Below are 7,015 nucleotides of genomic sequence, written 5' to 3'. Positions count from 1 at the left end.
TGGATCTGGGGCAGACCAGCACCGCCAACTCGGCAACGGCGGCGCCAATATGTGTACACCCTTTGAGGAATCCAGCACTAGGGCCTGTCCGGCGGATCATCGTTCAGAGGAAGAGTTCCCGGGCTCGACGGGCCACCTCGTCCGGCGTGAGGTCCTCCAGGTGTGTGAGGAAGACCCAGATGTGGCCGTAGGGGTCCTTCAACATGGTCGTGCGGTCGCCATGGAACTGGTCGGCCGGTGGCTGCAGGAGTTCCGCACCGGCCGCGGTGGCCTGCCGCGCCAGAGCATCGACGTCATCGACGAAGACGTGCAGGCCCACGGTGGTGCCACCGACAGCCGTCGGTGCGCTGAAGAGTGGTCCCTCGGCGTCGCCCAGCATGATGGTGGCGCCCTGAATCTTGACCTCGGCGTGCACGATGCGTCCGTCCGGGCCGTCGAGGCGGAACAGCTCTTCGGCACCGAAGGCTCGGGTGTAGAAGTCGATCGCGTTCGCGGCGCCGTCGACCATGATGTGGGCGACGACAGCGTTGCGGTAGGTCTCGGGAATGGCGGTCTCGGTCATGGGAACTGCCTCCTTGGGTGGCTGCTGCCGATGACCTTGAAGGTAGAAGCTGAACCGTACTTGAGGTCAAGCATGGATCAATGGGCGACCGAGCAGGGTGCTGTGCGAAGCCATAGCTTGATCGCTGCGACAGTGACCGCGCCTACGTCTTCCACGGAGCTGTCACGGTGGTCGCGATACGCCTTTGGATCCGCACCTGAGCCACTACAGGCCGCTCCAGTGATGAGCGCCGACTCGACGTCAAGGCTCTTGACCTCAACCAAGCTTGAGGTCAGACGATCTCCTGGAGTGGTCCGCAAGAAGCGGAGCTCGGGGATGAAGGGCAGGCCAATGGAGACAGTGACCGAATGGATCAAGAAGAACTCCCATGTGCTCGTGAACAGGAAGCCTGACGAGCCACTGGACGATCTGCGGCCGCTCGCCCCACTGGTGCGGGACGCCAAGATCGTGGCGCTTGGAGCAGCTGCCCGACAGACACGCGAATTGTCGGACGTGGCGCATCGCATCGTGCGGCTGCTGGTGGAAGAAGAGGGGTTCCGCTCCCTTGCATTGGAGGGCGACGACCCTGGTCGCCTCGGCCTGGACGTCTATGTCGCCACCGGCGATGGAGACCCTCGTGCATTGCTGGGAAGGGCACGGTCGTTCTGGCAGACCGCCGAGATCCTCGATCTCGTCCACTGGATGCGGTCCTACAACAAGCGTCACCCAGGCGACCCGGTACGTTTCGCGCAGTTCCCTGCTGAACCGGTGCGGCATACCACACGGCTCGATGGTCTGGCCGAACTGGAACGCACGCTGGCCGACGGTGTGAGCTGGTGGCAGCAGCTCACCGGCGACAAGGTCGTCTACTGGGGCGGGATGGCGCACACCGCCGTCGGCGCCCCTCGTACCGTGTCCCCCTCCGAGCTCCTGGAGTCGCATCAGAATATGGGCGGATACCTGCGTGAACGGCTGGGACTGGACTACCGGTCCGTGGGCCTGACCATGGCGCATGGTTCGATCGGCCAGCCACTGCCCGCTCCACGCCGGGACTTCGTCGACAGCCTGCTGCATGCGGCCGCCGAGAACAGGGCGGGATACGTCCTGGATCTGGGCACATCGCAACCCGAGCCGATCCGCCGCCTCCTGGACGCCCCGACGCGCACGCGGTTGATCGGCCCGTTCTACGATCCCCGGGATGATGCGGCCTACCACATGTCGGGCGGGTCACTCGCGAGCTGGTTCGACGTCGTCGTCCACACGCAAGAGGTGACACCGTGCCGGCCCTTGCCCTGAGGCTGCCCGGCGGAGCATTCCGCAGACGCCGGCTCCGCCACGCAGATATACACTGATCCGCCGGACGGGACCTAAGGGCCGACTAGGCCTTGTCTCTCCGATCACGAGAGCCGGGCCCGGCTGAGGGCATCCGTCCCCAGCCACGCTCGACAGACCGGCGGCATCGGTCGGGTTCGTCTCCTGCGCTGGTAAACAGTGCGGTCAGCATGGGCACGCCGTGAGCGAGTGCCTGGTGCGGCAGGGGGCCTGTGGCGACCAGTGAGGCGAGACCGTGGCCGATGGTCCAGCTCTGTGTTGCCAGTTCCAGCGGGTCGACCTCGTCACGGAAGCGGCAGTTCGCCTTGGCCCCGTCGATGGCGCGGACGAGGTGATGCAGGGTTTCGTCCGCGGCACCGGTGTCTTCGAGGTCGAAGCCCTCATCAAACATGACGCGGTAGAGGTCGGGGTTCTCCAGGGCATTGGCCAAGTAGGCGGCCCCCAGCGCCGCGAGGTTGCGTACCGGGTCCGCGGACATCTTGACGGACGCGAGTTGGTCGGCCAGGCGTGTGAAGCCTTCCTGCCGCAATGCCTTCCACAGGCCATCCATGCCGCCGAAGTAGGTGTAGACGGCCATCGTTGACACATCGGTTCCGGCGACCAGAGTTCGGAGCGTGACCGGTTGCCTCCTGCGCAGCATCTGTGCGGCTCGGTCGAGCAGCAGGGTGCGGACCATTGGATCTTTCGTCCTCGCCATGGCCCCACAATACATAGCATCGCTATGTTTTCATGGGGTGCTGATCTCACTGCTCCTGACGCGAGAGAAGAGGCCGTTCATGTCCGTGACGCTGGTCAATCCCGAGGGATTGCCGAAGCCCGATGTCTACCGGCAGCTGTCGGTCGCCACCGGATCAAAACTGGTGTTCCTTGCGGGGCAGGTCGCCCGCGACGCCGACGGACGGCCCGTGGGCGAGGGTGACTTCGCCGCTCAGGTCGAACAGTGCTATCTCAATGTCGCCACCGCTCTGGCCGGGATCGGCGGTTCCTTCGATGACGTGGCGAAGCTGACCATCTATGTCGTGGACTGGAGTCCGGAGAAGATGCCGCTGCTGGGTGAGGGCGTGGGCCGGGCGGCAGCGAAGCTCGGCATCGATCCGGTCAAGCCGATCACCCTGCTGGGCGTTGCGGCGTTGGGGGAAGCGGATCTCCTGGTCGAGGTCGAAGCCACCGCGGTCATCGAATAGCCGTATCGCTGCGAGCCGGGAGGCGTGGGTCTGGTCATGCTGAGCCGTGAGCCGGGGGGCTCTGACGGACGGCGAGTGGGCGGTGTGGGAGCCGCTGCTGCCGGTGAGTGACAACCGGTGCGGCCGATGGCGCGATAAAGCAATCCCGGCCAGCGCGACCAACCGCTGCGCAGGCCGAAGCACCTCTACGCCGACCGCGGCTACGCACACGAGAGTTTCCGCGACCAGGTCCGACGGTACGAAATCACCCCGCACAACGCCCGACGCGGCACCCGAACACGGCTCCGGACTCGGCATACACCGCTGGGTCGTGGAAAGCGCCATCCAGCGACGACTGAGGGTTTCGCTCTGGTTCCAGGCCAAAAAGTAAGGTGGCATCCCATGTCGCGACTCGCGCCAAGCACCAGGAGGCGGAATGCTCGCTAATCCATCGGCGCTGGCGGCCGGAAGGCGTCATTCGGTCGGACGGCGCCGGGATGGAACCGTTCTCGCCGTGGGCAATACCGCAGCCGCTGAATGTCGCGTCGAGCGATGGGAAGACGTCGTCGCGGTGGCAGCCGGCAACGTCCATACCGCGACGAACACGGGCAGGTCTCATACGGTGGGACTCCGGTCGGACGGCACGGTGCTGGCAACGGGGTGGAATGGCGATGGGCAATGTGATGTCGCCGAATGGCGTGGCGTCACGGCCGTGGCCGCAGGCTGGCGCCGCACACTCGGGCTGCTCGCGAATGGCCGCGTGCTATCAGTTGGCCGGAGTTCAGAAGGGCAGTGCGACGTAGAGTCCTGGCGCGAGATGGTCGTCCTCTCGTGTGGTGACTGGCACTCGGTCGGCGTCCGGTCGGACGGTTCTGCAATGGCCGCGGGGAACAACCGACGAGGGCAGTGTGCCGTGGAAGGTTGGCGTGAACTGGCCGCCATTTCCGCCGGGTATCTCCATACCGTCGGCCTCAGAGTCGACGGGCGGGCAGTAGCGAGCGGTGACCGGGCAACCGGGGCGTGCGCGGTCGATGAGTGGGAAGACGTGGTGGCGCTGGACGCGGGCAGCTATCACACCGTCGGGGTCACTGCGTCGGGGCGGATCCTCGCAACGGGAGACAACAGCTACGGACAGTGCGAAGTCGGTGATTGGCGCGGCATCATCGCCGTGACGGCCGGTTCAACCCACACCCTCGGCCTCCGTGCCAACGGCACAGTCATAGCCACAGGGAACAATGCCGACAGGCAATGCGAAGTTGATGCCTGGTCCGGAGTTCACCTTCCATAGCCCCCGGGCCACGCCAACCCAAACTGACACACCGTCATTCCCAAGCCCCTGAGACATCGTTCTGATTCCAGTCCTAGAACCCATACGTACTGCCACTTGCCTTGTGTGCCCTTGGGTATGCCGCTCTGTCCATCTCGTCAGTAGCGGTGGTCATCGCGTCCCTGATGGAGAGTGCGACTCGTTCCAGGGCCACCTGTGAGTCGACGGCTTCGAGCGCTTCATCGAGTTCAAGGAGTCGAGAACGCACAAGTATGCGGAACTTCTTGTACGAGTCGAACTCGTCACTCGTCACCTGGGCGAAGCCCCTGAGGCCGAGCCCGTCGATGAAGTCAATGGAGGGAGGGTCGACTTCCAGGACATGATCACCGCGGGCAGAATCCATGTAGCTTCTAAGAAGATCAAGAGGCGGCTCTACAGCCGCGCAGGGTTCGGACTCTTCCGCCAAAGGGTCCTGGCGGCAGCTGGCTCGCCACGGATCTCGTGATCGTCCGGTGGGCTCAATGGAGGCAGAGGCAGAAGGGGTGGCCTGCTGGGTCCGCGTAGATCCGCCAGTTGGCTCCCGGCTGGATCTCGTCGGTCCGCTCCAGCACAGTCGCTCCGAGGGCGAGCGCCCGCTTCTCCTCCGCATCGAGGTCGTCCACGTCGAAGTCCAGGTGGAGCTGCTGCGGGTGCTCTTGACCGGGCCATGCGGGAGGCCGATAGCCCTCCACCCGCTGGCATGCAAGCGGCGTCCCCTCGAACCCGTGGACCTCGATCCAGTCGAGATCACCCTCGTCCGCAACCACTCGGCCGCCGAGCAGACCAGCGTAGAACTGCGCCAGCTGTACCGGATCAGCGCAGTCCAGCGCGACCGCCTGCAGCTTTCGAATCACTTCCGACACCCCTTTGTTCCTCGGCCACTTGTGCGGCCTGCCTGCACGTCGGACAGGGTTCCACATCACGGCACCGGGGCGAGCCGCCGTGGCCTGGTCAACGCCGACTGCAGGCTGACCTTACGGTCGGCAAGTCCCCCCGCCTGCCGCGCGCTGGTGCCCGCTGACCTGCGCCAGCTGCGGCCCATCACGCCCCGCTGAGCTGCGGTCGCTGTCATGGTGTTCAGGGGGCCGGGTGATCCCGCTTTGGTGCACTCAGCTGACGGCAGGGAGCTGGCGGGCGAAGCGGCGGACGGCATCAGTGAAGGCATCTGGGTCGTCGAAGTTCGCGAGGTGTCGTGCCCGAGGGATCAATTCGACGCGAGCGTGCGGATGCACGCGGGCGAAGTCCGCCTCCCCTGCGCGGAAGACGGCGTCCTTCTCGCCGTTCAGGATGAGGACCGGAGCCTTTACATAACGCATCGCATCCGCGTCGAAGCGCCCGAATACTTCGTCCCAGGCTGCTGGCAAGGTATGGAAGGCGTAGCCGGAACGGATGGTCGCCTCCACCACTTCCTGTGGGTAGAGCCGCCGCAGCAACCGGTCGTTCCACTGGGCCAGTCGGTCCGCCGGCATACGAGGGACCAGCCTGGCGAGCCACCGAAAGGGCGTAGCCCCGAGCCCGCGGGTGGAAGCACTGGCGCCCGCGAGGACCATCCCGCGCAGTTGTTCCGGACAGCGCCGCGCGAACTCCAGCGAGGCATATCCGCCGAGCGAGTGCCCGACTACCAGAGCCGGCCCGCGATCGAGCGAGTCCACCGCCGAAGCGATGATCTCCGTTGCGGTGCTCAGGCTCCAGGGCTGTGCCGAGCGCTTCCCATGGCCGGGCAGGTCAATGGCGACTACCGGGAACTCTTGCCGGAGCGCGGCAAGCTGCATGCTCCACTGTCCCGCGCTGAAGCGCGTCCCGTGAACGAAGACTATGGGCACTGCACCCGCTGTTGTCATCAGCCCTCCCCCAAGGTGACACCTTCCTCAAAGAGACTTTACCGGCGGGAATTTCGTCGCGATCAAGTGGGATGCCAGAAGCCGCTCGAGCGGCCAGCTGCGTGGCGCTTGGTCACGCTGAGACGACAAAGAGGGCGTCCAAGATCGTTGTGTGACGCACAACTTGGACACCCTCACGACAGCACTCCATGCGACAACGGATGATCATTGAGAGGCGCACGGCGGGTGCGGGAGCGGTCCGGAGAAACGGCCCGACCGAGAGGGATGCGGCGATGAGTTTTCCCGGCCCGGCCGGTCTACTGTTCGTCAGGTGATCAGAAAGCGCGAAGCAGGAGGAGCGACATGAGCCAGTTGCTGCGGGTCCAGAACTTCACCGTCTCGAGCGACGGGTTCGGCGCCGGCGAGGGCCAGAGCCTCGAGAAGCCGTTCGGCCATGCCGATCCAGGGAATTTGCTCGCCTGGGCCTTTGCCACCGACCACCCGCCCATCAGCCGCTCCGGACCCGGTGACCGAGGTCTGGACGACTACTTCACGCGGGACTACGCCCGCAACATCGGCGCCGAGATCATGGGCCGCAACAAGTTCGGTCCGCAGCGCGGGCCCTGGCAGAACCACGAGTGGCAGGGATGGTGGGGCGACGAGCCCCCGTTCCACACGCCGGTGTTCGTCATGACGCATCACAAGCGCCCGTCGTTCACGCTGTCCGACAGCACGTTCCACTTCGTCGACGGCGACCCGGCCGCGGTGCTCGCCCAGGCGAAGGAGGCGGCCCAGGGCAAGGACGTCCGCGTCGGTGGCGGCGCCACGACCATCCGCGCCTTCCTGGAGGCAG

The 7,015-nt window shown here is 65.6% G+C and carries 10 protein-coding genes; 4 read left to right on the top strand and 6 right to left on the bottom strand.

Annotated elements, in window-relative coordinates; translation table 11 throughout:
* Positions 1-103: 103 nt before the first annotated feature.
* Positions 104-562 (bottom strand): VOC family protein, encoded by a 459-nt coding sequence (locus AC5P1C_RS43260; protein WP_493871511.1) that lies wholly within the window; start codon positions 560-562, stop codon positions 104-106.
* A 330-nt stretch (positions 563-892) separates the two neighbouring features.
* Here AC5P1C_RS43260 and AC5P1C_RS43255 point away from each other — a divergent pair, with 330 nt between their 5' ends.
* Positions 893-1,837, top strand: coding sequence for an erythromycin esterase family protein (locus tag AC5P1C_RS43255; protein WP_493871510.1), 945 nt, complete (start codon positions 893-895; stop codon positions 1,835-1,837).
* 82 nt (positions 1,838-1,919) lie between these two features.
* Here the strand turns inward: AC5P1C_RS43255 and AC5P1C_RS43250 are convergent, their stop codons facing one another.
* A complete protein-coding gene (locus AC5P1C_RS43250) occupies positions 1,920-2,450 on the bottom strand; it encodes a TetR/AcrR family transcriptional regulator (RefSeq protein WP_493871509.1) in 531 nt (176 codons plus the stop codon).
* Between the two features lie 199 nt (positions 2,451-2,649).
* On the opposite strand from AC5P1C_RS43250, the gene AC5P1C_RS43245 reads away from it, so the two are divergent.
* Together AC5P1C_RS43245 and AC5P1C_RS43240 are read left to right on the top strand one after the other, a co-directional pair.
* Positions 2,650-3,057 carry a RidA family protein gene (locus tag AC5P1C_RS43245; protein ID WP_385513824.1) on the top strand — a complete coding sequence of 136 codons (408 nt, stop codon included), beginning with the start codon at positions 2,650-2,652 and terminating at the stop codon, positions 3,055-3,057.
* 415 nt (positions 3,058-3,472) lie between these two features.
* The gene (locus AC5P1C_RS43240) at positions 3,473-4,324 is read left to right on the top strand and encodes an RCC1 domain-containing protein (RefSeq protein WP_493871508.1); all 852 of its coding nucleotides are present in this window, start codon (positions 3,473-3,475) and stop codon (positions 4,322-4,324) included.
* Positions 4,325-4,397: 73 nt separating this feature from the next.
* Here the strand turns inward: AC5P1C_RS43240 and AC5P1C_RS43235 are convergent, their stop codons facing one another.
* The 4 genes from AC5P1C_RS43235 to AC5P1C_RS43220 all read right to left on the bottom strand — a co-directional run bounded on the left by AC5P1C_RS43235 (position 4,398) and on the right by AC5P1C_RS43220 (position 6,183).
* Positions 4,398-4,706: a hypothetical protein gene (locus AC5P1C_RS43235; protein WP_493871507.1), complete on the bottom strand. Its 309-nt coding sequence runs from the start codon at positions 4,704-4,706 to the stop codon at positions 4,398-4,400.
* 115 nt (positions 4,707-4,821) lie between these two features.
* Positions 4,822-5,196, bottom strand: coding sequence for a VOC family protein (locus tag AC5P1C_RS43230; protein ID WP_493871506.1), 375 nt, complete (start codon positions 5,194-5,196; stop codon positions 4,822-4,824).
* Between the two features lie 65 nt (positions 5,197-5,261).
* Positions 5,262-5,414, bottom strand: coding sequence for a hypothetical protein (locus AC5P1C_RS43225; protein WP_493871505.1), 153 nt, complete (start codon positions 5,412-5,414; stop codon positions 5,262-5,264).
* A gap of 37 nt (positions 5,415-5,451) precedes the next feature.
* Positions 5,452-6,183 (bottom strand): alpha/beta fold hydrolase, encoded by a 732-nt coding sequence (locus tag AC5P1C_RS43220; protein WP_493871504.1) that lies wholly within the window; start codon positions 6,181-6,183, stop codon positions 5,452-5,454.
* 342 nt (positions 6,184-6,525) lie between these two features.
* On the opposite strand from AC5P1C_RS43220, the gene AC5P1C_RS43215 reads away from it, so the two are divergent.
* On the top strand, positions 6,526-7,015 hold a 490-nt coding region (locus AC5P1C_RS43215; RefSeq protein ID WP_493871503.1), incomplete at its 3' end, for a dihydrofolate reductase family protein.

The sequence above is a fragment of the Streptomyces sp. A18 genome, from assembly GCF_059026065.1.
The sequence above is the reverse complement of the archived record's forward strand: the minus strand, read 5'-3'. Positions and strand labels throughout refer to the sequence as shown.